This window comes from Ensifer sp. GW823-FHT05D09, from assembly GCF_058795755.1.
This window is the reverse complement of the sequence record NZ_JBXAIA010000001.1, coordinates 490,482-516,065: the sequence shown is the minus strand read 5'-3', so window position 1 is coordinate 516,065 and position 25,584 is coordinate 490,482. Positions and strand designations below refer to the sequence as shown.

At 62.7% G+C, this 25,584-nt stretch carries 24 protein-coding genes; 11 read left to right on the top strand and 13 right to left on the bottom strand.

The window, feature by feature from the left end:
* The first annotated feature begins 1 nt into the window (after position 1).
* The 4 genes from AC1Q80_RS02525 (at position 2) to AC1Q80_RS02510 (ending at position 4,610) form a co-directional block, all read left to right on the top strand.
* On the top strand, positions 2-1,171 hold the full coding sequence (locus AC1Q80_RS02525) for a M20 aminoacylase family protein (protein ID WP_492359550.1): 1,170 nt from the start codon (positions 2-4) through the stop codon (positions 1,169-1,171).
* A 328-nt stretch (positions 1,172-1,499) separates the two neighbouring features.
* Complete coding sequence (locus AC1Q80_RS02520) at positions 1,500-2,903, top strand: cytochrome ubiquinol oxidase subunit I (RefSeq protein WP_492359549.1); 1,404 nt, start codon at positions 1,500-1,502, stop codon at positions 2,901-2,903.
* Positions 2,893-3,897, top strand: a complete 1,005-nt coding sequence (cydB, locus tag AC1Q80_RS02515) for a cytochrome d ubiquinol oxidase subunit II (protein ID WP_209787619.1) — start codon at positions 2,893-2,895, stop codon at positions 3,895-3,897. Before AC1Q80_RS02520 ends, cydB begins: the two co-directional genes overlap by 11 nt.
* 392 nt (positions 3,898-4,289) lie before the next feature.
* A complete protein-coding gene (locus AC1Q80_RS02510; protein WP_173418945.1) occupies positions 4,290-4,610 on the top strand; it encodes a chorismate mutase family protein in 321 nt (106 codons plus the stop codon).
* Positions 4,611-4,619: 9 nt separating this feature from the next.
* On the opposite strand, the gene galE is transcribed toward AC1Q80_RS02510, so the two are convergent.
* The 3 genes from galE to mscL form a co-directional block, all read right to left on the bottom strand.
* Positions 4,620-5,642 carry a UDP-glucose 4-epimerase GalE gene (galE, locus tag AC1Q80_RS02505; RefSeq protein ID WP_492359548.1) on the bottom strand — a complete coding sequence of 341 codons (1,023 nt, stop codon included), beginning with the start codon at positions 5,640-5,642 and terminating at the stop codon, positions 4,620-4,622.
* 180 nt (positions 5,643-5,822) lie between these two features.
* Positions 5,823-6,989, bottom strand: coding sequence for a pyridoxal phosphate-dependent aminotransferase (locus AC1Q80_RS02500; protein WP_492359547.1), 1,167 nt, complete (start codon positions 6,987-6,989; stop codon positions 5,823-5,825).
* A gap of 249 nt (positions 6,990-7,238) precedes the next feature.
* Entirely contained in the window at positions 7,239-7,667 is a 429-nt protein-coding gene (gene mscL / locus AC1Q80_RS02495; protein WP_173418942.1) for a large conductance mechanosensitive channel protein MscL, read from the bottom strand.
* 274 nt (positions 7,668-7,941) lie between these two features.
* Here mscL and AC1Q80_RS02490 point away from each other — a divergent pair, with 274 nt between their 5' ends.
* Positions 7,942-11,445 carry a PAS domain-containing hybrid sensor histidine kinase/response regulator gene (locus tag AC1Q80_RS02490; protein WP_492359546.1) on the top strand — a complete coding sequence of 1,168 codons (3,504 nt, stop codon included), beginning with the start codon at positions 7,942-7,944 and terminating at the stop codon, positions 11,443-11,445.
* A gap of 17 nt (positions 11,446-11,462) precedes the next feature.
* Here AC1Q80_RS02490 and AC1Q80_RS02485 read toward each other — a convergent pair whose 3' ends face one another.
* Entirely contained in the window at positions 11,463-12,113 is a 651-nt protein-coding gene (locus AC1Q80_RS02485) for a response regulator (protein WP_173418940.1), read from the bottom strand.
* Positions 12,114-12,188: 75 nt separating this feature from the next.
* Entirely contained in the window at positions 12,189-12,608 is a 420-nt protein-coding gene (locus AC1Q80_RS02480) for a hypothetical protein (protein WP_492359545.1), read from the bottom strand.
* Between the two features lie 122 nt (positions 12,609-12,730).
* Here AC1Q80_RS02480 and AC1Q80_RS02475 point away from each other — a divergent pair, with 122 nt between their 5' ends.
* Both AC1Q80_RS02475 and AC1Q80_RS02470 read left to right on the top strand, forming a co-directional pair.
* Positions 12,731-13,078 carry a DUF952 domain-containing protein gene (locus AC1Q80_RS02475; RefSeq protein WP_492359544.1) on the top strand — a complete coding sequence of 116 codons (348 nt, stop codon included), beginning with the start codon at positions 12,731-12,733 and terminating at the stop codon, positions 13,076-13,078.
* A complete protein-coding gene (locus AC1Q80_RS02470) occupies positions 13,075-14,163 on the top strand; it encodes a quinone-dependent dihydroorotate dehydrogenase (protein WP_492359543.1) in 1,089 nt (362 codons plus the stop codon). Before AC1Q80_RS02475 ends, AC1Q80_RS02470 begins: the two co-directional genes overlap by 4 nt.
* On the opposite strand, the gene AC1Q80_RS02465 is transcribed toward AC1Q80_RS02470, so the two are convergent.
* From AC1Q80_RS02465 to AC1Q80_RS02455, 3 genes are all read right to left on the bottom strand, one after another.
* Positions 14,139-15,497 (bottom strand): MATE family efflux transporter, encoded by a 1,359-nt coding sequence (locus AC1Q80_RS02465; protein ID WP_492359542.1) that lies wholly within the window; start codon positions 15,495-15,497, stop codon positions 14,139-14,141. The genes AC1Q80_RS02470 and AC1Q80_RS02465 overlap by 25 nt on opposite strands.
* Before the next feature lie 347 nt (positions 15,498-15,844).
* Complete coding sequence (locus AC1Q80_RS02460) at positions 15,845-16,348, bottom strand: CAP domain-containing protein (RefSeq protein WP_492359541.1); 504 nt, start codon at positions 16,346-16,348, stop codon at positions 15,845-15,847.
* Positions 16,349-16,350: 2 nt separating this feature from the next.
* Positions 16,351-16,617, bottom strand: a complete 267-nt coding sequence (locus AC1Q80_RS02455) for a DUF6460 domain-containing protein (protein ID WP_077502863.1) — start codon at positions 16,615-16,617, stop codon at positions 16,351-16,353.
* A gap of 423 nt (positions 16,618-17,040) precedes the next feature.
* Between AC1Q80_RS02455 and AC1Q80_RS02450 the strand changes: the two genes are divergently transcribed.
* A complete protein-coding gene (locus tag AC1Q80_RS02450) occupies positions 17,041-17,979 on the top strand; it encodes a class I SAM-dependent methyltransferase (protein ID WP_492359540.1) in 939 nt (312 codons plus the stop codon).
* Positions 17,980-18,086: 107 nt separating this feature from the next.
* Positions 18,087-18,722, top strand: coding sequence for a YitT family protein (locus AC1Q80_RS02445; RefSeq protein ID WP_173418933.1), 636 nt, complete (start codon positions 18,087-18,089; stop codon positions 18,720-18,722).
* 68 nt (positions 18,723-18,790) lie between these two features.
* Here the strand turns inward: AC1Q80_RS02445 and AC1Q80_RS02440 are convergent, their stop codons facing one another.
* The gene (locus AC1Q80_RS02440; protein WP_492359539.1) at positions 18,791-19,255 is read right to left on the bottom strand and encodes a carboxymuconolactone decarboxylase family protein; all 465 of its coding nucleotides are present in this window, start codon (positions 19,253-19,255) and stop codon (positions 18,791-18,793) included.
* A gap of 32 nt (positions 19,256-19,287) precedes the next feature.
* A complete protein-coding gene (locus AC1Q80_RS02435; protein ID WP_492359538.1) occupies positions 19,288-19,791 on the bottom strand; it encodes an Rrf2 family transcriptional regulator in 504 nt (167 codons plus the stop codon).
* A gap of 110 nt (positions 19,792-19,901) precedes the next feature.
* Between AC1Q80_RS02435 and AC1Q80_RS02430 the strand changes: the two genes are divergently transcribed.
* Positions 19,902-22,445 carry a ligase-associated DNA damage response DEXH box helicase gene (locus AC1Q80_RS02430; protein ID WP_492359850.1) on the top strand — a complete coding sequence of 848 codons (2,544 nt, stop codon included), beginning with the start codon at positions 19,902-19,904 and terminating at the stop codon, positions 22,443-22,445.
* A gap of 150 nt (positions 22,446-22,595) precedes the next feature.
* Positions 22,596-23,321, top strand: coding sequence for a ligase-associated DNA damage response endonuclease PdeM (gene pdeM, locus AC1Q80_RS02425; protein WP_492359537.1), 726 nt, complete (start codon positions 22,596-22,598; stop codon positions 23,319-23,321).
* A gap of 7 nt (positions 23,322-23,328) precedes the next feature.
* On the opposite strand, the gene AC1Q80_RS02420 is transcribed toward pdeM, so the two are convergent.
* From AC1Q80_RS02420 to AC1Q80_RS02410, 3 genes are all read right to left on the bottom strand, one after another.
* Positions 23,329-23,565: an Lrp/AsnC ligand binding domain-containing protein gene (locus AC1Q80_RS02420; RefSeq protein WP_053248765.1), complete on the bottom strand. Its 237-nt coding sequence runs from the start codon at positions 23,563-23,565 to the stop codon at positions 23,329-23,331.
* Positions 23,566-23,749: 184 nt separating this feature from the next.
* Positions 23,750-24,553: a TIGR02186 family protein gene (locus AC1Q80_RS02415; RefSeq protein ID WP_173418928.1), complete on the bottom strand. Its 804-nt coding sequence runs from the start codon at positions 24,551-24,553 to the stop codon at positions 23,750-23,752.
* Positions 24,553-25,479 (bottom strand): sulfite exporter TauE/SafE family protein, encoded by a 927-nt coding sequence (locus tag AC1Q80_RS02410; protein ID WP_173418927.1) that lies wholly within the window; start codon positions 25,477-25,479, stop codon positions 24,553-24,555. Before AC1Q80_RS02410 ends, AC1Q80_RS02415 begins: the two co-directional genes overlap by 1 nt.
* Between the last annotated feature and the right edge of the window lie 105 nt (positions 25,480-25,584).

The window sequence follows — 25,584 nt, the reverse complement described above, 5'->3', positions numbered from 1 at the left end:
CATGAAGCTTTCCTCTTCCATCGACAACGCCATGCCGGACCTTGTCGCCATCCGCCACGACCTGCATGCCCATCCGGAACTGGGGCTGGAAGAGACCCGGACCTCAGCCTTCATCGCGCGGCACCTTGCCGAACTCGGCTACGAGGTGACGACTGGGCTTTCGAAAACCGGTGTCGTCGGGACCCTGCGCAACGGCAGCGGATCGCGCTCGATCGGCATCCGCGCCGATATCGACGCACTGCCGATCCTGGAAGAAACCGGCCTCGGCTACGCCAGCAAGACACCGGGGCTGATGCATGCCTGCGGGCATGACGGCCACACGACGATGCTGCTCGGAGCGGCGCGCGCGCTTGCCGAACGGCGCAATTTCGATGGCACCATTCACCTGATCTTCCAGCCGGCCGAGGAAAATTTCGGCGGCGCCAAGATCATGATGGACGAAGGGCTGTTTGAGAAATTCCCCTGCGATGCCGTCTTTGCGCTTCACAATGAACCCGGCCTGCCTTTCGGTCAGTTCGCCCTTCGCGAAGGGCCGATCATGGCGGCGGTCGACGAAGCGCGCATCACCGTGCACGGCCGCGGCGGCCATGGCGCCGAACCGCAGGAGACGGCGGATCCCATCGTCTGCGGCGCCTCGATCATCATGGCGCTGCAATCGATCGTCTCGCGCAACATCCACCCGATGGATCCGTCGGTCGTTACCGTCGGCGCCTTCCATGCGGGTTCGGCCAGCAACATCATCCCGGAGCGCGCCGAAATCGTCGTCGGCATCCGTTCCTTCGATCCCGGCGTTCGCGACGAACTGGAGCGTCGCATCCGCATGATCGCCGAAGCACAAGCTGCGAGCTTCGGCATGCGCGCAACGGTCGACTACCTGCGTAGCTACGACGCGACGATCAACCACAAGGCAGAGACGGATTTCGTCCGCGATCTTGCCGTTCGTTTTGCCGGCGCCGACAAGGTGATCGATCTCGAACGCCCCTTCATGGGCAGCGAGGATTTCGCCTATATGCTGCAGGAGCGGCCAGGGACCTATTTCTTCCTTGGCTCGAAAGTGTCGGGCGAGGAAAAGCCGCTCCACCATCCTGCCTATAATTTCAACGACGATCTTCTGCCGATCGGCGCGGCCTTCTGGACCGAGCTTGCCGAGGCCTATCTGCCGACCCGGTGAACGCCGGCCCTTCGAGCGCAATGCACGTCGAATTTCTTCGCGCCGTCCATGACCGGCGCGCCCGCTCCCATTTGCCGCAAGCGCGACATTGCCGCAGTGTGACAACGTGGCGGCCGGCCTAACATTGACCTTTGGCAATTTTGGCGCAGATTCAAGCGCATGCTGAAACGCGGATGCAACCACAGGATTGGCCCCGCCGTGAAAGGCATTGTGCAATGCCTGGGATCACAATGATCCGAGGCTGAAAGTGTGCAGCAGACAGAGAGTTGCAGCGGTCTTTGCGCGCCAGAACACGCGCATGACGCTGCATGTCTGAAAGGATTGTGCCGTGTTTGAAAGTTTCGATGCGACGATACTTGCCCGCATCCAGTTCGCCTTCACCGTCTCGTTCCACATCATCTTCCCCGCCTTTTCGATCGGGCTTGCAAGCTACCTTGCGGTGCTTGAAGCATTGTGGCTGTGGAAGAAGGACGAGGTCTATCTCGAGCTCTTCAATTTCTGGAAGACGATCTTTGCCGTTGCCTTCGGCATGGGCGTCGTCTCCGGCATCGTCATGTCCTATCAGTTCGGCACCAACTGGAGCGTCTTTTCCGACAAGGCCGGACCGATCATCGGGCCACTGATGGGCTATGAGGTGCTGACCGCCTTCTTCCTCGAGGCGGGCTTCCTCGGCGTCATGCTCTTCGGCCTCAACCGCGTCGGCCCGAAGCTGCATTTTCTGGCGACCGTGATGGTCGCGATCGGCACGCTGATCTCGGCCACCTGGATCCTTTCGGCAAATTCGTGGATGCAGACGCCGAGAGGCTTTGAAATCAACGACGTCGGACAGTTCGTACCGGTCGACTGGTGGGCAATCGTCTTCAACCCATCCTTCCCCTATCGCCTGGTGCACATGGTGCTTGCCGCCTACCTGACGACAGCCTTCGTCGTCGGCGCCTGCGGCGCCTGGCACCTGATCCGCAAGACCGCGCCGCGCCGCGCGCGAAAAATGTTCTCGATGGCGATGTGGATGGCGGCGATCGTCGCGCCGATCCAGATCTTTGCCGGCGACATGCACGGCCTAAACACGCTGGAGCATCAGCCGGCCAAGGTGATGGCGATGGAAGGCCACTACCAAAGCCACCCGGAAGGGGCTCCGCTCATTCTCTTCGGCATTCCCAACTCTGCCGAGAAGCGCGTCGACTACGCCATCGAGGTGCCGAAGCTGTCCAGCCTGATCCTGAAGCACGATCTCAATGCGCCGCTTGCCGGCCTCGACACCATTGCCGAGGAGCTGCATCCGCCTGTCGGTATCGTCTTCTGGTCCTTCCGCATCATGGTCGGCCTCGGCTTCGCCATGCTCGGGATCGGGCTCTGGAGCCTGTGGTGTCGGTATCGCGGCACGCTTGACAGCAATGCCTGGCTGCATCGCGCAGCCGTCGTGATGGGACCGGCCGGCTTTGTCGCCGTGCTTGCCGGCTGGGTCACCACCGAAGTCGGCCGCCAGCCCTATACGGTCTACGGCCATCTCTTGACGAGAGACTCGGTTGCACCGATTGCGGCACCCGCCGTCGGCGCTTCACTGCTCGCCTTCATCATCGTCTACTTCTTCGTTTTCGGCGCCGGCACCTTCTACATCCTGCGGCTGATGGCGCGACTTCCGCGTGACCCGACACCCGATCTCGACGAGGGCCCGATCCGCACCGCCGGTGCCGCCATCGCCAATCCCCATGGAGGTCATCATGGACATTGATCTGCCGCTGATCTGGGCCGGCATCATCGCCTTTGCGGTGCTCGCCTATGTCATCCTCGACGGGTTCGACCTCGGCGTCGGCATCCTCTTTCCGTTCTTTCCGGAAAAACATGATCGCGACGTGATGATGAACTCGGTCGCACCGGTCTGGGACGGCAACGAGACCTGGCTTGTACTCGGCGGCGGCGGCTTGATGGCGGTGTTTCCGCTCGCCTACGCCACCATCCTGCCGGCTCTCTACGCGCCCATCATCGCCATGGTCATCGGCCTCATCTTCCGCGGGGTCGCCTTCGAGTATCGCTGGCGCACGCGGCGCGCCGAATATCTCTGGAACTGGGCCTTTGCCGGGGGCTCGATGCTCGCCGCCTTCGCGCAAGGCATCACGCTCGGGGCATTGGTTCAGGGGATCCCCGTCGAGAACCGTGCTTATACTGGTGGCTGGTGGGACTGGTTGACGCCGTTCTCGATCATGACAGGTATTGCCGTCGTCGTCGGCTATGCGTTGCTCGGCGCCACCTGGCTTGTCATGAAGACCCATGGGGACCTTGCGGATCGCGCCCGCAGCCTGGCCCTCAAATGTTCATTCGGCACGGTCGCCGCCATGGGCATCGTCAGCCTGTGGACACCGTTCCTCGAGCCGCTCTATCTGCAGCGCTGGTTCGGCTGGCCGACGGCCATCTTCAGCATCATCGTGCCGCTCCTGGTGCTTGGCTGCCTATACCTCTTGATTTCAGGTATCAGGACCCGCCATGACAGCAGGCCGTTCCTTGCCGCGCTCGGGCTGTTCGTGCTTGGCTATGCCGGCATCGGCATCAGCTTCTTTCCCTACATCGTACCGCCATCGCTGACGATCTGGGATGCGGCGGCACCCGACGCGAGCCTGTCCTTCCTGCTTGCCGGCGCCCTGGTGCTGGTGCCGATCATCCTTGCCTATACCGGCTATGCCTATTGGGTCTTCCGCGGCAAGATCGACCCGGAGGAGGGTTACCATTGAAGAGCGAAACGGGAACCGGCCGAAAGCTTCTTTGGTTCGTCGGGCTGTGGTGTGCGGGCGTTGCTACCGTCACCGTCATCGGGCTCGTGATCAAGCTGATGATCGGCACCTGATTGTAATCGTTCGGTGACAGGGCAAAAAGCCTCGCTCAAGCTTGGCGGGTTAGCTTTCCTCAACACGTCAGCAGGCGATCGCCGCGGACGGAGACAGGACCGCACCCTCCTCCCCCGCCAAGCGATCGCCTGCTGAGGTGACCACCATCCTGGTGGCACCTGGACCGTGCGACCCTGTTGCCTCTTCTCAGATCACCCGCCGTTTGTTAGCAGTGCGCCGCAAGAGCGCCGCGTGCCCATGCGGGCGCACGGCATCCCTGCCGCAACCGGACGAGACAGATGCAAAAGACCCCAGCCGAATGCACTGATATGGCCGATGTGCGCGCCGAGATCGATCGGCTCGATCAGGCGCTGATGGCGCTTTTCGCCGAGCGCTGGGGCTATATCGACCGCGCCGCCGAGATCAAACGACCACTGAAGCTGAAGGCCGATATTCCGGCACGGGTGATGGAAGTGCGGGAAAATGCCCGCAAGAATGCAGAAAGCCAGGGTCTTGATCCAGCTTTCTACGAGGATATCTGGGCACGGCTGATCAACCACGCCATCGCGCACGAGCAAAAGATACTGGGCGAGACGGACGGCGACGATCAAGCGCCCTGATCGAGCAACTCACACCAGTCGGATCAGAGGACGCGCCAGATCGTAGCTGTTCTTGCGGGCAAGATGTTCTTCCCAGGCGAATGCACTCTGGACGATCTCTTCAAGGCTTGCGTGGGTTGGCACCCAATCCAGCTTCAGCCGCGCCAGCGACGGATCGGCGACGATGCGAGCGATATCGCCCGGCCGCCGCGGCCCATGCTCGACTGCGATGTCACGACCGGAGAGGCGCCTGATGGTGTCGATGACCTGCAACACGGAAAAACCCTCGCCATAGCCGCAATTGCTGACCAGTGGCTCCCCGCCGGCCCTGAGATAGGCAAGCGCACGCATATGAGCTTCGACCAGATCCGTGACGTGGATGTAATCGCGCACACCGGTGCCATCCGCTGTTGGATAGTCGGTTCCGTATATATCGATCTTCGACCTTTTGCCGAGCGCAGCCTCGCAGGCGACCTTGATCAGATGCGTCGCTCCCGTGGTCGACTGGCCGGTTCGGCCCTTGGGGTCGGCGCCGGCAACATTGAAATAGCGCAGCGCCACATAGCGGAATGCATGCGCAGCCGCCGCATCCCGCAGCATCAGCTCGGCCATCAGCTTCGACAGTCCGTAAGGGCTTTCCGGGTGGGGTGTCGCCGTCTCGCGCACCGGGTCTTCACCGTCCTGGCTACCGTAAACGGCGGCCGTCGACGAAAAGACGAAATGACCGATACCCGCCTTTACGCCCGCCTCGATCAACGTGCAGGTATTGGCAGTGTTGTTTTGGTAGTAGGCCAATGGATGGGCAACGGATTCCGGCACGATCGCAGAGCCTGCAAAATGCACGATCGCGTCAATCGCGTGTTCCTCAAAGATCCGCGCCAGCAAGGCCTTGTCGCCGACGTCGCCGCGATAGAAGCGTGCCTCGGGTGGTACGGCCCAGCGAAAACCGGTCGACAGCCGATCGAGCACGACCACATCCTCATGCGCGTCGAGCAACGCCCACGTCATGTGACTGCCGATATAGCCGGCACCGCCCGTTACCAACACGGCCATTCGCTGCGTCCCATTCCCTTGACCATCGCAGACAGCAAAGCCCATCGATGCTTTCGGAATAGGTAAAGGCGGCACGCCCGCACGGTCGCGTGGCTACAATTCCTTGGTGTAGAGTTAAGAAAGGGTCACACCGGGAACCCGCGGGCCGAAACGCCCACGGGCCGAGGCCAGGACGGAGGCTCAGCGGCCGAGAATGTAATTCTGCAGGCGGCTTGCCGCTTCGGCGACCTGCGCCGGATCGCGCAGGAAGCAGGCGCGCATGAACAGCGAACCGCCATCGCCGAAGGCTGTTCCCGGCGCAAGCCCGACGCCCGTCTTGTCGACGATGTCGATGGCGGCTGCGCGCGAATCCGTGACGCCGTCGATCTTGAGGAACGTGTAGATCGCGCCGTCGGGCTTCAGAGTCTCGACCCGATTGGTGGCAATCAGCGCGTCGCAAAGCAGGTCACGGCTCTGTGCCGCCTTGGCAATGTTGGCGTCGACGAAGGCATCGCCCTCGTCCAGAGCCACGACGGCGCCGCGCTGCATGAACTGCGCAACGCCCGAGGTCGCGTATTGCACGAGGTTTTCAAGCACCTGGCCGATTGCCGGCGGCGCCACGATCCAGCCGACGCGCCAGCCGGTCATCGACCAGTTCTTGGAGAAGGAGTTGACGAAGATGATGCGCTCGTCATCGTCCATCACGTCGAGGAAGGAAGGCGCCCGGCCGCCGGCGTAATGATAAAGCGCATAGATCTCGTCGGCGACGATCCACAGGCCGTGCTTGCGTGCAAGCCCAAGGATGGCGCGCAGGTCGTCATGGCTCGCGGTCCAGCCGGTCGGGTTCGACGGCGTGTTGACGAACAGGGCCTTGGTCTTCGGGCCTATCGCCGCTTCGAGCCGCTCGAGGTCGAGTTGCCACATGCCGTTTTCGAAACGGAGTTGCACCGGGACCGGCTTGGCGCCTGATAGTTCGGCAGCGGCAGCAAAGTTCGGCCAGGCGGGGGTCAGAAGCACCATTTCATCGCCCGGCGAGGTAATGGCCTCGATCGCAAGCTTGATCGCCTGCATGCCCGAGCCGGTAACGTAGAAATGGTCCGGAGACAGACCCTTCTGGAACCGGCGCTGATAGTAGCGCGACAGCGCCTCGCGCAATGGTGGGATGCCGCGCTGCCAGGTGTAGAAGGTCTCACCCGCGAGCAGCGCTTCGCTGGCCGCCTCGGAAATGAAGGCTGGTGTCGAAAGATCGCCTTCACCCACCCAGAGCGGAATCAGACCGTCGCGCCCACGGGCATAATTCACAACCTCGACGATGCCGCTTTCCGGCGCTGCGAGTGCACGGGGGCTGATGGTGGTCATGATGGTCATCGGCGGGCTCCTGGATCACGACGATCTTGGGATCGGATCGTCCTCAAGATCATAAACGTGAACGATTCTCATATGTTAGAGCGAGGCGTTCGGAAGGCCGCACATGCCTTTCCTTAAGCCTGCTCCGCAATTGCCCATCGCTTCTAGCTGCTTTCGCAGCTGCGATCACACGACTTTATCTGACCGGTTTATTGATTTCTGTGATGTTTCGCGGGCTCCGGCTCTAGGCGGAGCCCGCGAAGACAAAACTCAGGCGCGCTGCTTCAACAGGTCGCGAATTTCCGAAAGCAGACGGACATCTTCCGGCGGCGGAGCAGCCGGTTCGGATTCTTTTTTCTTTTCGACGGATGCGCGCACGCGGTTCACCGCCTTGATCATCAGGAAGATGATCCAGGCAAGGATCAGGAAGTTGATGAGGACGGTGATGAAATTGCCATAGGCGAAGACGGCACCCTGAGCACGGGCAGCAGCCAGAGACGTCGCCGTCACATTGGCCGAGAGCGGCAGGAAGTAATTGGAGAAATCAAAACCGCCGCCCGTCAGAGCACCGACGACCGGCATCACGAGGTCTTCCACAATGGACGTGACGATCTTGCTGAAGGCAGCGCCGATGATCACACCGACCGCGAGATCCATGACGTTCCCGCGGGCAATAAACTCTTTGAACTCATTCAGCATACGTCTCTCCGTATATCCCCGTTGAAGGCGACCGCCGGCGCTGTCCCGCGCTGCAACCGTTCACGAAATCTAAACCAAAGCGGCCAGCGAAGAAACCTTTCTTTGCCTTTGATCAAATCGCGTGCAAGCGAGTTCTGCGGTCGCGGGCCGCACGCGGTCCAAGACTTGAGGCCGGCCACGTTTTTTCCAGTCTCGCCTTGGACTTAAGACTGATGCGGGAGGCAATTCTCAACCTCCCGGACTTGGCCTATGCTGACGCCCGGAGGAATGAGGCATGCTCTCGGGTTCGGTCATCTTCGCCTCGGCTTTCGCCTATCTGCTGCTGCTTTTCGCAGTCGCAAGCTACGGCGACAGGCGGGCCAGGAGAAAAAGCACTGCGGTCAAAGGCAGGCCGCTGGTCTATGCGCTGAGCCTTGCGATCTATTGCACGTCCTGGACCTATTTCGGCGGCATCGGGCTTGCGGCCGAGCGCGGCCTCGAATTCACCGGCATTTACATCGGCCCGATCCTGATGTTCACGCTCGGCATGCCGCTGATCCGCAAGATCATACGGCTGGCCAAGACCGAGAAGCTGACATCCGTCGCCGACTTCATTGCCGCCCGCTACGGCAAGAACCCCGCGGTGGCGGCGATCGTCGCGCTGATCTCGCTGGTCGGCGCCGTGCCCTATATCGCGCTGCAGCTGAAGGCGATCTCAAGCTCGGTCGCGGCCATGATCAACACCAGTGACTATGGCATCGGCGCCGGGCAAAGCTTCATCGACCTGCCGCTTCTCGTCACCCTGTTTCTCGCCTGCTTCGCCATCGTCTTCGGCACCCGCCACACGGATGCCACCGAACACCAGGACGGCCTGATCCTGGCGATCGCGATGGAATCGGTGGTCAAGCTGGTGGCGCTGATCACTGCCGGTCTCTACATCGTCTTCGTGATCTTCGACGGGCCGTCGCACCTGTGGGCACTCGCCCAGCAAAGCCCGGCGGTCGAGCAGGCGCTCCACTACGAAACCCCGATCGCGCGCTGGATCCTCCTGATCGTCACCTCGGCCTTCGCGATCATCATGCTGCCGCGGCAGTTTCACGTCACCGTCGTCGAGAACCGCACGGAAGGCGAATTGCGTACCGCCGGCATTCTCTTTCCGCTCTATCTCGTCGCCATCAACCTCTTCGTCCTACCGATCGCCATCGCCGGCATCCTGACCTTCTCCGGCTCCGGCGACGCCGACCTCTATCTGCTGACGCTGCCGCTCGCCAACGGCCTGCCGCTGTTGACGCTGATCACCTTCATCGGCGGTTTTTCCGCCGCGACGGCGATGGTCATCGTCGCGTCGGTGGCGCTGTCGATCATGATCTCCAACGATATCGTCATGCCGGTGTTCCTGCGTCGAAACCTCGGCCAGCGCGGCGGGCTGCAGGAAAATCTTGCCGGTACCCTGCTCAACATCCGGCGCACGGCGATCTTCGTCGTGCTTTTGCTCGGCTACGCCTATTACCGCTCCGCCGACATCAGCGCCGGCCTCGCCTCGCTCGGCCTTCTCTCCTTCGTCGCGATCTCACAGATGGCCCCGTCCCTGCTCGGTGGCTTGGTCTGGCGCCAGGCCAATGCCCGCGGCGCGATCTGCGGCATGGTCTCGGGCTTCTTGGTCTGGGCCTATCTCCTGTTCCTGCCGAGCCTCGGCGGGCCTGACAATTCGCATGTCGCAACGACGGTGCTGAGCTTCCTGCTGCCCTTCACCGATGTCTTTTCCGGAGCCGATGCCGACCCGCTGGTCAACGCCACCGCCCTCAGCCTGCTCGTCAACCTGACCATGTATGTGCTCGCTTCGCTAACGCGTGCGCCCAAGCCGCTCGAACGGTTCCAGGCCGGCGTCTTCATCACCAGGCGCTCGCGCAGCGAACGGGCGTTTCGCGGCCGCAAGACCAAGGTCACCGTTCGCGATCTCAAGGCGACGATCGCGCGCTACATGGGCGACGAGCGTATGCAGCGCTCGTTCCACACCTATGAGCGCCAGTCCGGGCGCTGGCTCGACGACAATGCGCCGGCCGACATGGCACTGGTGCATTTTTCCGAACAGCTGCTCGGCAGCGCCATCGGATCGTCTTCGGCCCGCCTCGTCTTTTCACTGGTGCTGCAGCGGGTAGACGACACCTCGTCGGACACGGCCTGGCTGCTCGACCAGGCAAGCGAAGCGCTGCAGTACAATCAGGACATGCTTCAGACGGCGCTTTCGCAGATGGACCAGGGCATTGCCGTCTTCGACAACGCCAACAACCTGATCATCTGGAACAGGCGCTTCCGCCAGCTGCTCGACCTGCCGGAGGCGGCGGGCCAGGTGGGCTTTCCGCTCGCCGACATCGTCGCGATCCTCACCAAGCGCGGCGACATCCGCAAGGAGGACGAGAAGCGGCTGATCGCCAACTTCCTGACGCTCGACAAGCCGTTCCTGCTCGAGCTCGGCAACGGTCAGCAGATCATCGAAGTGCGCACCAACGCCATGCCCGACAAAGGCATCGTCACGACCTATACCGACATCACCCAGCGGGTCGCCGCCGACATGGCGCTGAAACAGGCCAACGAAACGCTGGAGCTGCGTGTCGCCGAGCGTACCGGTGAATTGACCCGGGTGAACCACGAGCTGGCCGAAGCGCGGGCCGCCGCCGAAGAAGCCAATATCGGCAAGACGCGGTTCTTTGCCGCCGCCGGCCACGACATCCTGCAGCCGCTCAATGCCGCCCGGCTCTACTCATCCTCGCTGGTCGAGCGACTGGGAGAATCCGACAACAGCACGCTGGTGGAAAACATCGATTCGTCGCTCGAGTCGGTGGAGGCCATTCTCGGCGCCGTACTCGATATCTCCCGCCTCGATACCGGCGCGATGAAGGCGCGGCTGCAGTCCGTACCGCTCAACGATCTCCTGCGCCGCGTCGAAACGGATTTTGCACCGATGGCGCGGGCAAAGGACCTCGAACTGGTGGTGATGCCGACATCGCTAGTGGTGCGCACCGATCCGAACCTGCTCAGGCGCGTCGTCCAGAACCTGGTCTCGAACGCGGTCAAATATACGCTTCGCGGCAAGGTGCTCGTCGGCGTGCGCCGGCGCGGCAAGATGGTGACGATCGAAGTGCTGGATTCCGGCATCGGCATTCCCTCATCGAAGTTCCGGACGGTCTTCAAGGAGTTCGCACGGCTCGACGAAGGCGCGCGCACCGCGTCTGGCCTCGGCCTCGGGCTTTCCATCGTCGACCGTATTTCGCGCGTGCTCAACCACCCCGTCAGCCTGCAGTCGAAACCCGGAAAGGGCACCGGCTTCAAGGTCACCGTGCCGCTCGATCCGACCGCTGGAGAACGGGTCACCGTCGGGCCTGCCCCGACGACGAAGGCAAGCGAGGCGCTCAACGGGTTGCGCGTGCTCTGCATCGATAACGAGCCGCGCATCATCGAAGGCATGCGGGTGCTGCTGTCGGGTTGGGGATGTATCGTCACGACGGCGGAATCGCTGGCCGCCTGCACTGAGATGTCGGCATCCGCGCAGGAGCGCCCGCACGCCATCATTGCCGACTACCATCTCGACGACGGCACCGGCATCGAGGCGATCGCGCGCATCCGGGCGCTGTTTGGCGAAAACATCCCGGCCCTGCTGGTCACTGCCGACCGATCGCCGGAAGTCCGAGGTGCTGCGGAACGCGACGGCGTCGGCCTGCAGAACAAGCCGGTTCGCCCCGCCGCGATGCGGGCATGGCTCACCCAGCTTTCAACGGCAGCGAAGGCGGCGGCGGAATAGGCGCTGATCCAGCGAAATCAGGCCGCCGCGACCGTGCCGATCTTCGAAAGCTGGATGACGGCCTGCGTGCGGCTGTCGACGTTGAGCTTCAACAGGATCGCCGAGACATGCGCCTTGATGGTCGCCTCGGAAACCCCGAGTTCATAGGCGATCTGCTTGTTGAGCAGGCCCTCGCCGAGCATGCTGAGCACACGCGATTGCTGCGGCGTCAATGTCTGCAGCCGCTGCAGGAGATCAGCCACCTCGGGCTCATATTCCTGCCCCTGCGTGTAGCCGGCCGGCACGAAGACTTCGCCGGCCATGACTTTCTCGATACCACCGCGGATTTCCTCGATGCCCGCCGATTTCGACAGAAAGCCCGACGCGCCGAGATCGAGCGCCCGGTGGATCGTCGCGGGATCGTCGTGCGCGGACACCACCATGACAGGCAGGCTTGGAAATTCGGCGCGCAGCGCAATCAGGCCTGACAGGCCGCTGACGCCGGGCATGGTCAGGTCGAGCAGCATCAGGTCGGCATCGGGACAATCGGCGGCGGCCTTGCGGGCGGCGGCAAAGTCGCCGGCTTCGACGATGGCAGGCGCACCGGCCATGCCGCTCAAAGCCTGCCGCATCGCGCCACGAAACAGCGGGTGATCGTCTGCGATGATGATGGTCATGTCCGGCGTCATGTCGCTCCCTCCCAAGAGCTTCGGCTACAACCCACGTCCCCACGCCGGTTGTCGCCGCACGGTCCGTCCGACCCGTCAGGTCTTCTGCGGCGACGCGGGGTCGCTGCTGCCTTCAAGATCCTTCACGATATCCATGAACTTGCGCATCATTCTTTCCATGATGCCCATTGTCCGGTCAATCTCTTCATCGGTCGGAAGGTCCGGTTTTGCAACGCCTCCACCGGATTCGACAACCCTTTCGAGGGTCTCTACCCGCTTGGTCAGCAGATCCAGCTCCAGCTCGAAGGCCGTGCGCTCGTCAGCGGCCATTCGGCAGACGAGCTGACCGTCCTTCTCCTGGCAAAGCGAGACTTCGCCGGTCTGGGTGTCGAGCCGGGCGATGCCGGTGTCAGACTTCTGCATGGCGTAGCGACCGGGTGCCGGCTCCTGGGCGCGCGCGCCTGCGGCTACGCTAAAGCTAGCGGCGACCAGCAGAACTGCGATTGCTTTGTTCATTGCTTCCTCTCCGTTGCGGACATCAGGGCGGAAATCCGCCGGTGAACGACCTTCAGCAATGGACAATCGCCGATATTTGCGGCAAGGCCACGACAGGATATCACGACGGACAAGCGGGCATCATGAGCTCAATCATATACAAGATCGTTCCGGCCGCACTATGGCAGGAAGCCAGGCGCACCGGCCGTTTCGATGGCGCGCCCATCGACCTGACCGACGGCTTCATCCACTTTTCGACCGGTGAGCAGGCGATCGAAACCGCCGCCCGCCACTTCGAAGGGCGGGAAGGCCTGTTGCTGGTCGCGATCGATGGCGATGCGCTGGGTGAAGAGTTGGTGTATGAACCGTCGCGCGGCGGTGCTCTGTTTCCGCATCTCTACGCACCGCTGTTCCTTTCGGCCGTGCTCTGGGAAAAGCCGCTGCCGCTCGGCGCCGACGGCCGTCACGTCTTCCCGGAACTCGACGCATGAACAATCCCTTTGCCAATCTCGCCCGCCGCGGCCTCTTTCTCTTCGATCCGGAAGCCGCCCATGGCCTGTCGATCAAGGCGCTGAAGACCGGCCTCGTGCCAAGCTGTCCGACCGGGCAGGACAAGCGGCTGGCGCAGACCGTTGCCGGCCTTGTCTTCCCCAACCCGATCGGCATGGCCGCCGGCTACGACAAGAACGCCGAAGTGCCGGAAGCGCTGTTGAAGATCGGCTTCGGCTTTACCGAAATCGGCACGGTGACGCCGCGCCCGCAATCGGGCAACGACAAGCCGCGCATCTTCCGCCTGGTTGAAGACGAAGCGGTGATCAATCGCCTCGGCTTCAACAACGAGGGCCATGGCGCCGCCTTGGCGCGCCTCAAGGCATGCTCGCGCGATGCGCTGATCGGCGTCAACATCGGCGCCAACAAGGACAGCGCCGACCGTATCGGCGACTATGTCAGCGGCATTCACACCTTCTATTCGGTCGCCAAGTATTTCACCGCCAACATCTCCTCGCCGAACACGCCGGGCCTTCGCGACCTGCAGGCGCGCGAAAGTCTCTCGGCACTGCTTTCGGCCGTGCTTGCCGCACGCGACGAGGAAGCCGCGCGCAGCAACAGGCACGTGCCGGTCTTCCTCAAGATCGCACCCGATCTGACCGAAGAAGGCATGGACGACATCGCCGCCGAGGTACTGGCGCACAAGCTCGACGGGTTGATCGTTTCCAACACGACGCTCGCGCGCGATGGCCTCAAGGACCAGACCCAGGCAAAGGAAGCCGGCGGCCTTTCCGGCAAGCCGCTGTTTGAAAAATCGACGGCTGTTCTTGCCCGCATGCGCAAACGCGTCGGCCCTGACCTGCCGATCATCGGCGTCGGCGGCGTCAGCTCGGCCGAAACCGCTGCGGAGAAGATCCGCGCCGGCGCCGATCTGGTGCAGCTCTATTCCTGCATGGTCTACGAAGGACCGGCGCTTCCAGGAAGGATCGTGCGCGGGCTTTCCGATCTCTGCGATCGCGAGGGGCTGACATCGATCCGCGATCTGCGCGACAGCCGCCTCGACTACTGGGCCGAGCGAAAGGTCTGACCGGCTTTTGCCGGAATTCTGCCAAGAAGAAACAGGCCGCGCATCAACAGGAACAGGTTGAGCCCCGCCCATAGGCCGTGATTGCCGAAGGCGGGGACGAGGATCGCCAAGGCTGCGACATATCCGGCAAGCGCTGCCAGCATCATGTTGCGCATCTCGCGCGACCAGGTGGCGCCGATGAAGACGCCATCCATCAGGAAGGCGAGCGCGCCGGTCATCGCCGTCAGGGCGGCCCAGGGCAGATACGCGTAAGCGACCGCGCGGACATCCGGCGCCGTCGTCAGGAGGTCGACAAGCCCGTGGCCGAAAAGCAGAAGCGCCACGGTTGTCACGACGGCAAGGCCGAGCGACCAGGTCATCGTCAGCTTCAGCGCCCGATCGAAGGCAGGACGGTAATGGGCGCCGATCGAACGGCCGATCAGTTGCTCGGCAGCGTTGGCAAGGCCATCGAGATAGTAGCCGGCGACAAGAAAAACGGTCATCAACACCGCATTCGCAGCCAGCGTCACTGGGCCGAAAGCAGTGCCTATGCGTGTCATGAGCGCGAAGGCCGCGACGAGAACGAAGGAGCGGATCATGATGTCGCGGTTAAGCCCGAACAGCGGCCGGAGCCGCTCGCGGTCGAAGATCATCGCCCAGCTCGGCGCGTCCTTTCTGTCGAAACGGCTATAGACGATGGCAAAGCCGGCCATGGCGCCGATGACCTCGCCGGTGACGGTTGCGATCGCGACACCCAGGACCCCCCAGCCCAAAACCAGCCCGAGCAGGATCGACAGCACGATGTTGACCCCGTTGATCAGGGCCTGCAGCAACAGCCCGGTCGTGCCTTGGCCGCGGCCGAGCACAAAGCCGAGGATGGCATAGTTGGCGAGTGCCGCCGGAGCCGAGAGCATGCGACAAAGGAAATAGGTGCGCGTCACAGCCGCCACTTCTGCAGGCGGGTCCATGAGCCAGAGACCACCGGCAAGCAACAGCGGTGACAGGGCGACGACCGCAACACCGGCGGTAAGCGCAATGACCAGCGAGCGCCAGAACACGGCCTGCTGTTCGCGCCGGTCACCCCGACCATAGGCCTGTGCGACGAGACCCGTTGTGGCAGCGCGCAGGAAATTGAACGTGGTGAAAATCAGATCGAAGATGATCGCCCCGACCGCGAGCCCGGCGAGCAACGTCGCCTGGCCCATGCGGCCAACGACCGCCGTATCGACGAGACCGAGCAACGGCGTGGTGAGAAAACCGAGCGTCATCGGCAGCGCGATCGCAAGGATCAGCCGGTGGGTAACATGGAATGGCCCGGCCGGATCGCTCGGCGAAGCGGGAGAAGCAGCGGTCATCGAACGGTTCCGGCGGAATGAGTGCGGGACGACCGTTTTAGGGAAAGATCATAGGCGGACGCAAGGTGTCGCGGGCGACCGTTGCAATCGACACCAACGCAACGGCGCAAAGCCCCTCACCCTAACCCTCTCCCCGCGCGCGGAGAGGGAACATGTACCGGCTGCAGCTACCCGCGGTATGGTCCGTTTGTAGGCAGGGCTGCCGCTCTATCGAAAAGGCTTCTGAAACAAGCGCGACATGCCGATGGCAGGCGAAACGGCGCGGCATCGCCCCTTCGCCCCGCTTGCGGGGAGAAGGTCCCGGCAGGGGGATGAGGGGCAGCAGCCGTAGACAGAAAAACAGGCAGTCAGCCCGAAAGCACCATGGCCCAATAGGGTCGATTGCCGGAAGCGGCGTTTTGCACCACGGCGACGCCGAGGCCGCGATAGTTTCCGAGCATGTTTTCCAGATGCTTCGGCGACCTATACCAGGCGTCATAGGCGCGCTCGGCGTCGTCCTGGCCGACGGCGATGTTTTCGGCAGCCGGCAAGGTGACGCCGTCGCTTTTCATCCGGTTGTAGAAGCTGTCGTTCCAACCGATCAGATGCTGCATCTTGCCGACCTTGGCCATCCGCGCGGCCTGGTTCATGGCTGCAACCGAAGCGGCCTTGTCGGCCACCAGTGGCGACAGGCCCTTGGTCTTGCGCAGCGCATTGACATAACCGAGGCTCACTGCCGTCTGGTCGCTGCCGGTGCCGGTTGCCGGCGTCAGGACGTTGGATGTCGTGCAGCCGGCGAGCATGCCGAGCGACAGGACGGCGCCGGCGCGCAAAAGAGCGCGCCGCTCGATGACGAAAAGTTGGTCCTTCATATTCACCGCCGGTAGCTCATCACACGCAGGATGATAAACGCCGGAATGACGATGGCAGCCCCCAGGAGCAGATAATCGCCAACACGACCCAGAGCAGAAAAGCCGGTATGCCAGAGATCGAGCAGGAAGTTGCGGATGCCGAAATAGATATCGGCGGGGTACCAGCCGAAAACGGTCATGACGAAGCCGACGAGGATCGACACCACGACGAGCTTGACGAGGACGCGCAGCGGCGAATCCCCCAAAAATCTGTTCACTCCGTCCGACATCGGCGAAATACTCCTGTTTCCCTTCACATAAGCTGCCATTCGCACCCTCGCAAGTCACCGGAAAGGACGGGCTTATATCAACCTGCGCTGATATTGACCTATTGCGCCGGAGCGATTTTGGTTTTCGGCAAGGAGAAAACCGGAACCGGACCAAGTGGTCCGGTGAGGATTATCGACGCCGTCCGGAGGCCAAAAGCGCCCGGCCCTTCGGGTGGGCCGTCTGTCGGCCACCGGCAGCGTCGCAATCCTCGACCGATGCCACGGCATCGCTCTGCGGTATGCTTCTCGCCGGATGACCGCAGACGGTCCCACGCAATAGGTCAATATCAACGCAGGTTGGTATTACGCCCGGCTTTCAGATTCCGCTTGTGTTTTGCCCGGCCCGGCGTCAGAAGCGCTGATCGCAACCAACATCTCACATTGATGACGCTCAACCAGCTCTCCTCCGGCGACCTGATCGCCGACCGCCGCGCCGACTACGCAAAAATGCTTGCCGAGGCCGGCGAGCCCGAGAGTGCGGCCGATCTCATGGGCCAGGCGCTCGAGCGCGTACCCGAGTGGGCTGCCGGCTGGTTCCGGCTGGCGGACTATGAGGAAAAATCGGGCCGGAAAGAGGCGGCGATCGATGCGCTGCGCAAAACCTTGGTCCTCAACCCGAAAGACATTTTTGGCGCGGGGCTGAAACTGGCGCTCTTGGGTGCCACCGAGATGCCGGAACAACCGCCAAGCCTCTATGTCGAGCGGCTGTTCGACGACTACGCCGATCGCTTTGACCATGCGCTGGTCGAGAAGCTTGACTACACCGTGCCGGAAAAACTTGCCGCGTTGATCGAACGATCGACGGCGGGCGCGCATTTCGAGCATGTGGTCGACCTCGGTTGTGGCACCGGGCTGTTCGGCGAGCGCATCCGCGAGCGTGCTGCATTTCTCGAAGGTTTCGACATTTCCGCCAACATGTTGGCGAAGGCAGAGACGAAGGCCGTCTATGACCGGCTGGCGCGGGCCGATCTTTCTCAGCCTCCCGAACAATCCGGTGTCTTCGGCAATTTCGCCGCCGCTCGCGCCGATCTCGTCAGTGCGGCCGACGTCTTGATGTATCTCGGCGGTCTCGATGGCGTCGCCGGGATCGTCGGCGAACTGCTTTCCAGCCAGGGCCTGTTTGCCTTCTCGGTTGAGGATGCCGGCGCGGTGGATGGCTTCGTCCTGCGCCCGTCGCTGCGCTACGCGCACAGCGAGGCCTATGTCCGCGACCTTCTCGCTTCACACGGCCTGGAAATGGTGGCCGTGGAGCGGACCGTCATCCGCATGGATGCAGGCCAGCCGATCACCGGCATCCTGTTTCTCGCCCGCAAGCCTCTCTAAAAACGCAGGGCTGGTTCGCAAAAATACGTCAGCATTACTGACGTATTTTTCTTGATTGTTTTTGTGCATTGCAGCATTGCTTGGCCATCGCAATCGAGGTTTTTGCCATGGCTCTGAGCAGCAGCGTTTTCGGTCTTTGGAACACCAGCCCGACCCGGCACACGCCGATCGAGGACCTGCAGGGCATTTTCTCCGGCAGCCTGATTGCAGCGCTCGGCCTTTATTTCCTCGCCAGCGCCGGCCTGCTCACCGGCAGCACTGCCGGCGTCGCCTTCCTGCTGCATTATGCGACGGGCGTGAACTTCGGCCTTGCCTTCTTCCTGCTCAACCTGCCGTTCTTCTATCTCTCCTGGAAACGGCTCGGACCGGCCTTCACGGTCAAGACCTTCATCGCCATCGGCGTGACCTCGTTCCTGACCGACATCCAGTCGCGCCTGTTCCAGATCGGTGACATCCACCCGGCATGGGCGGCCCTCATCGGCGGACTGCTTCTCGGCTACGGCCTGCTGGCACTCTACCGCCACCGCGCCAGCCTCGGCGGTGTCGGCATTCTCGGCATTTATCTACAGGAGCGCTTCGGCGTTCGCGCCGGGCTGGTGCAGCTGGCGATCGACATGGTCGTTCTGGTCGCCGCCTTCGGCGTCACCAGCCCCTCGGTCGTCGCCTGGTCGGTGCTCGGCGCGGTCGTGCTCAACCTGTTCGTCGCCATCAACCACCGCGCCGATCGGTACATCGCACTCTGAGACGCCGAAACGAAAAAAGCCCCGGCATCCAGGACCGGGGCATTGTCGTTGTTCGATGATGGCTGGTCTCAGGCGGCCTTTGCCGGTGCATCGACCGGGTGCTGCGAGCGGAAGCCGACGGCGACGCGGTTCCAGACATTGATGACGCCGATGGCCATGGTGATCTTGGTGATCTCGGCCTCGTCGAAATGCTCTCTCAGCGGCTCGAAGTCCGCGTCGGGCGCGCCGGTCTGGGCCAGGTTGGTGAGCGCTTCGGTCCAGGCCAGCACCGCCCGTTCGCGGGCGTCATAGATCGGCGATTCGCGCCAGGCGCAGATCAGGTGGATCCATTGCTCGCTGAGGCCGCTATGGCGCGCCTCTTTCACATGCATGTCAATGCAATAGGCACAGCCGTTGATCTGCGAGGCGCGCAGCTTGATCAGGTGGATCAGACGCGGCTCCAGCCCTGATTCCTTGATGATGTAATTGTCGAAAGCGGCCGCAGCCTTGTAAGCGTCAGGAGCGGCTTTGGCGGGGTTCAAACGCGGATGCATGGTCTTCTCCTTCAGATAGCTGGATCGAGGTTTCAGGCGCCGGCGGCCGATTTGCGCTCGTTGGCCGCCAGGAATGTGTTGGTTCGCGCCGAGATGCTGCCGTCGTCAAGGGCGCTCAAATCTTGTTTGATGTCGGCGATGGTCACGCGCCGAAGCTCGGCACGGTAGGCCTGCTCGGCTTTCAGCATCGCGACGTTGATCGTGCACGGCGCCTTCGGCTTGCAGGTATAGGGATTGGGACCGCGCAACCGGATCTCGTTGCAGCGGAACGCCGGTTCCGGCCCTTCGACCGCGAGCACGATATCGAGCAGGCTGATCTTTGCCGGAAGGCGAGCGAGCCGATAGCCGCCCTTCGGGCCGGGGACCGCTTCAAGCAGCCCTGCCCCGGACATCGCCTGCAGGTGCTTCAGGAGATAGCTCGTGGACACCCCATGAAATTCGGCAAGAGCTGCCGCCGACAGCGTGCTGCCGGGCTGAAGACAGCTCAGCATGGTCACGCTGTGGATTGCCTGCTCGACACCGTCCCCGAGTTTCATTCGCCCACCCTCTTAATCATGGATATTTTTTATCCGCGATTCGGCAACTGGTCAATCGCCGCATGATCGCCCAGGCTCCGGTCTTCTCTTTTGCCGGATTTGATCTACCTTTGTTCTCCGTGAACAGGATCGATTCCCCGCGCCCGCAAGGCGATGCGCTAACCTTGCCCACCCCTTTCCTTCGCTGGTTCGGCGAAAAGGGCTGGCAACCCCGCGCCCATCAGCTGGAACTGCTGGCACGGGCGGAGGCTGGCGAAAGCACGCTTCTGATCGCGCCGACCGGAGCGGGCAAGACGCTCGCAGGCTTTCTCCCTTCCCTCGTCGACCTTACCCGTCGCGGAAAAATTCCGCCGGGCTCGGCCTTCAGGGGCATTCACACGCTCTATCTCTCGCCGCTGAAGGCGCTGGCCGTCGATATCGAGCGCAATCTGATGAAGCCGGTCGACGAGATGGGTCTGCCGGTGCGCGTCGAAAACCGCACCGGCGACACGCCGCAGGCCAAGCGCCAGCGCCAGAAACTCAACCCGCCAGACATCCTCCTGACGACGCCGGAGCAATTGGCGCTGCTGCTCGCTAACGGCGAGGCCGAGCGCTTCTTTCGGGATTTGCGCTACGTCGTCTTCGACGAGTTGCATTCGCTGGTCACGTCGAAGCGGGGCCACCTGCTGTCGCTCGGCCTTGCCCGGCTGCGCCGACTGGCGCCGTCGCTGCAGACGATCGGGCTTTCGGCGACGGTTGCTGATCCGATGGATCTGCAGCACTGGCTGGCGCCGCAGTCGCCCGACACAGCCGGCCTGGCCGGCCTCGTGACCGTCAAGGGCGGCGCCAAACCGCAGATCTCCATCCTGCGCACCGACGAGCACGTGCCCTGGGCGGGACACTCGGCACGTTACGCCATTGCGGATGTCTACGAAGCTATCAAGGAGCACGGCACCACCCTGCTGTTCGTCAACACCCGCAGTCAGGCGGAGCTTCTGTTCCAGGAACTCTGGACCATCAACGAAGACAACCTGCCGATCGCGCTTCATCACGGCTCGCTCGATGTCGCCCAGAGGCGCAAGGTCGAGGCGGCGATGTCGGAGAACCGCCTGCGCGCGGTCGTTGCCACCTCGACGCTCGACCTCGGTATCGACTGGGGAGATGTCGACCTCGTCGTCCATGTCGGCGCACCGAAGGGGGCAAGCCGACTTGCCCAGCGCATCGGCCGCGCCAATCACCGCATGGACGAACCTTCCAAGGCGATCCTGGTGCCGGCCAACCGCTTCGAGGTGATGGAGTGCCAGGCGGCCCTCGACGCCAACTATATCGGCGCGCAGGATACGCCTCCTGTCGGCAAGGGCGCGCTCGACGTGCTTGCCCAGCATGTGCTCGGCATGGCCTGCGCAGCCCCCTTCGATCCGCTGTCGCTGTACGAAGAGATCACCAGCGCCTCGCCCTATGCCTCACTTCCCTGGGAAACCTTCGAGCGCGTCATCGATTTCGTCGCGACCGGCGGCTATGCACTGAAGACCTATGAGCGTTATGCCCGTATCCGCAGGACCAAGGAGGGCCTCTTTCGCGTTTCCAACCCGCTGGTCGCACAGCAATACCGGCTCAATGTCGGCACCATCGTCGAATCGCCGATGCTGAACGTGCGCATGGTGAAGCGCAACCAGCGCGGCTCGCTTGGCCGTGGCGGCATGTCGCTCGGCAAGGTCGAGGAGTATTTCCTCGAGATGCTGTCGCAGGGCGATACGTTCCTGTTTTCCGGCAAGGTGCTGCGCTTCGAAGGCATCCGCGAAAGCGAGTGTCTCGTCAGCCAGGCGTTTTCCTTCGACCCGAAGGTGCCGAGCTATGCCGGCGGTAAGTTTCCGCTGTCGACCTACCTCGCCGAGCAGGTGCGCAAGATGCTCGCCGATCCGGCGCGGCGCGCGGCCCTGCCCGAACAGGTGCGCGACTGGCTGTCGCTGCAGAAGAATGTCTCGATGCTGCCGCGCGAAGACGAGCTTTTGATCGAGACCTTTCCCCGCGGCAGCCGCCACTACATGGTGATCTACGCCTTCGAGGGACGGCTGGCGCACCAGACGCTCGGCATGCTGCTCACCCGCCGGCTCGACCGTGCCGGCCTGAAGCCGCTCGGTTTCGTCGCCACCGACTACTCGCTTGCCGTCTGGGCTCTGGACGATCTCGGCGCGACGTTCCAGCTGCGGCGGAAAGCGCTTGCCGACCTCTTCGACGAGGACATGCTCGGCGACGATCTCGAAGCCTGGTTGAACGAATCCTTTCTCTTGAAGCGGACCTTCCGCAACTGCGCCGTCATTGCCGGGCTGATCGACCAGCGACATCCCGGCAAGGAGAAGACCGGCCGCCAGGTGACCGTCTCGGCCGACCTCATTTACGACGTATTGCGCGCGCACGAGCCCGACCACCTGCTGCTCGAGGCAACGCGCAACGATGCGGCAACGGGGCTTTTGGACAGCGGCCGTCTCGGGGATATGCTGAAGCGAATCAAGGGCCACATCACCCATCGCCGGCTCGACCGGATTTCGCCGCTCGCCGTGCCCGTGATGCTCGAAATCGGCAAGGAGGCGGTTCAGGGCGAGGCGCAGGACTTCCTGCTATCGGAGGCCGCCGACGACCTGATCAACGAGGCGATGGGCGCCGAACCACTATAGGATGCGCCCCCCGTGTTCTCGTGAACACACGACTGCATAGTTCCTTGAATCCGATCCGATCTAGGGAAGTAGGCAGCAGATCCAAAATGTTGCAGCGTCCCTTGCGCGTCCTATCCGACGCGCGGCGCTGGAAGGACAGTGAAGAAACGCATGCACAGGCTGGCCCACGCATTATCAGCTCCCGCAGACAGCACGCTGGTTTCGGCGCGCGCCATCGTCCACGGCGTCGAAGCGGTCTGCGATCCGCTCGGCAGCCTCTATCTGCCCGAGACGAGAACACTCGTCGTTTCCGATCTGCATCTGGAAAAGGGAGCGGCCTTCGCGCGACGCGGCATGATGCTCCCGCCCTACGACACGCTTGCCACCTTGCGCGTTCTGGAAGCGGCGATCAGCCGCCACGATCCGAAACTGGTGATCAGCCTCGGCGACAATTTTCATGACCGGGTCGGATCCGTTGCCATGCCCGAGACGTTCCGTCACATGATCGCCGCGATGGCCATGGGGCGGGAATGGATCTGGATCAACGGCAACCACGACCCCGATGGCGCCTGTGGCCTGCCCGGCATTTCGCTGGACGAGTTCCGGCACGCCGGTCTTATCTTTCGCCATGAACCGTCGCGAGGCGAGGCCGCGGGCGAAATCGCCGGCCATCTGCATCCGGCGGCAACCGTCGTCCGGCGGGAGAAGTCGGTGCGGCGCGCCTGTTTTGCCACCGACGGAACGCGCATGCTGATGCCGGCCTTCGGTGTCACTACCGGCGGTCTCGACCTGCGCCATCGGGCGATGACCGGCCTGTTCGACCGCGCCAGGCTGGTCGCGCATATGCTCGGCCGCGACCGGATCTATTCGGTCCGCTTTACGAACCTGATCGCTTGAGCATCCGTCAGAATGCGTTGAAGGTCAGCGTCGTCAGCGACCGCGAGATTCCCGGAACCGTGGCGATGTTGTCGTTGATGAACTTGCCGATATCCTGGCCTTCTTCGATGTAGATCTTGAGCAAGAGGTCGTAGTCGCCGCTTGTCGAATACATTTCCGAAACGATCTCCTTGCGGTAGATCTCGTCGGCAACCTCGTAGGTCTTGCCGGGAGCGCACTGCAACTGGACGAAAATCGGTTTCATGGAATTTCCTCTGTTTCTGCCCTACAGCGCCGCGCTTCAAATATGACGCACCAAGGCCGCTGTAGCACTCTAGACCTGCGGCATGATTTTCTCCTTAAATCGATTCCGACTTAAGGAAAGATGCAGCAGGCCTTCTTTAGCCGTCCATCGCACAAAAGGGAACGGCGGCCGGCGACCTCAGGGACTAATCCTTGCGGAAGAGCAGGCTTGCGCCCCAACCGGTGATGACGGCGAGCAGCACCGCAAACAGGCCGTAGAAGAACGGTTGCTCATGCGCTGTCTGCGTGATCACCTGCTCCACACCCGTCTTGACCACGCGGAGCGGCAGCGCCTTGGCGGCGACGAAGGTGCCGTCGCGGAAGAGATAGGCGCGCACGACATGCACGCCGTTGGGCACGTTGGCCGGCAGGCGCACCGATGCCTTGAACAGGCTGGAGCTGATGAATTGCACGCCGCCCGGATCGCGCTCATAGACGCCGCTGGTCTCGCGGATACGGCGGAAGGCATTGCGGAATTCGCCGAGATTGCTGCCGTCGCCGACGAAACCGAGCGGCACCAGCCGCATATGGTCGACGCCGATGCCCATGTTGCCCATCTCGCCCGGGGGCGCGATGGTCTCGATGTCACGCGTGCTCGACAGCGAATAGGATTCCGGCACCAGCTCGAAGGTCATGGAGCTGGTGTTTACCCAGATGCCGAAGACGCGCTCTTTTTTGCGCACCGTCGCATTGTCCTTCGGGCCCTCGAGCGAGACGATGATGTTGTACTTGCCCTGCGCCAGCAGGTTGGGGTCGAAGCCGTCGACCGCACCGAAAATCGTCAGGTCGGCGCCGCGGAAATCCGAGGTAATGGCGATCTCGTCAGTCGAGATGCCGATCTCCAGCTTTTCGGTGAAGTCGTTGGCATTCTCGTCCTGCAGCTGGGCGAAGGTCGGAGCGGCGAAGGCGAACGTCGTGACAGCAAGGACGATGCGAGCGAGACGGAGCATCAGAAGCCGAACCCCGCGGATACGACGGAGTAGACGTCCTTCGGCGGAATGACCAGTTCGATCGCCAGGCGGATGCCGACGGCAAGCACGAGCAGCGCCAGCAACGCGCGCAGCTGCTCGCCGCGCAGCTTCTGGCCGACGCGAACGCCATATTGCGCGCCGATAACACCTGCGATCATCAGCACGAAGGCAAGAACGATATCGACGGTGTAGTTGGTCGAGGCCTGGACGATGACCGTGTAGGCGGAGACGAAGATGATCTGGAAAAGCGAGGTGCCGACGACGACGTTGGTCGGGATGCGCAGCAGATAGATCATCGCCGGTACCATGATGAAGCCACCGCCGACACCCATGACCGACGTCAGGATGCCGATGCAGAAGCCGAGGGTCGCGACGGGAATGACGCTCAGATAGATCTTCGATTTCTTGAACCGCATCTTCAGCGGCAACCGGTGCACCCAATTGTGCTGCCCGGGACGGCGAAGCGGTGTCGCCTGGTTGTTGGCCGCCTTGCGCATGGCACGCACGCTCTCCCACAGCATCAGGCTGCCGACCGAACCGAGCAGTACAACATAGAGCAGCGAGATGACGAGATCGAGCTGGCCGACGCGGCGGAGCAGCGAGAACAACCAGACGCCGACCGTCGCACCCGCCAGACCGCCGCATAAGAGCACCGTGCCGAGCTTGATGTCGATCGTGCCACGGCGGAAATGGGTGATGGCGCCGGAGATCGAGGAGGCCACGACCTGATTGGCGCCGGTCGCAACGGCGACGACGGGCGGGATGTTGTAGAAGATCAGGAGAGGCGTGATCAGGAATCCGCCGCCGACGCCGAACATGCCCGACAGAAAACCAACGGCCGCACCCATGCCGAGGATGATGAGTATGTTCACCGACAACTCTGCGATGGGCAGATAGATCGACACGCCGGGACCTCGATATGCCAACGGCCCGCGGCGCGGGCGAAAACGTCACAGTGGCAAGCTATTCACCACAGAAGGGGGATTATCTTAGAAAGCCGACACCCCTCC